Annotated in this window: 1 protein-coding gene; it reads right to left on the bottom strand. The window is 65.2% G+C overall.

All coding sequences use genetic code 11. The annotated features are described in order from the left end of the window. A partial coding sequence (locus FMN63_RS00090; RefSeq protein ID WP_205513744.1) for a type VI secretion system baseplate subunit TssF occupies positions 1-420 on the bottom strand: 420 nt, incomplete at both ends.

Raw genomic sequence — 420 nt, 5'->3', positions numbered from 1 at the left:
GTACGCAAGCCGCGCAGCGGCAGGCCCCGATGCAGGCGGTCGACATGCGCGTGGCGGACCGACTTGAGCCCGCCCAGCAGGCGCTTGCTGACCTTCGCCGCATGCTGGTCGTAGTAGCGCGGCAGGTCGTAGGTTTCGAGGATCACCTTGAGCGCGTCGACGTTGGCCAGCGGCAGGTAGTTGAGCGACATGTTGCTGATCAGTTTCCAGAGGAAATCGCGGTTCAGCGGCGGCGCGTAGCTCGGCGTCGCCGGGGTGATATTGCGGAAACCGAGGAACTCCGGCGTGCCTTCGCAGGCGACGCAGATATCGCCCAGGCGCAGCCGTTGGGGCAGGTTCTGGTTGGTGCAGGTCAGTTCCACCGACAGCGTCTCGATCTGCTCGGGATGGCGGATGCCGAAGCTCAGGTAGGTGTCCAGG

Origin of the sequence: Stappia sp. BW2, assembly GCF_008107695.1 — a bacterium.
GTDB lineage: Bacteria > Pseudomonadota > Alphaproteobacteria > Rhizobiales > Stappiaceae > Roseibium.
This window is presented reverse-complemented; position numbering and strand designations above follow the sequence as displayed.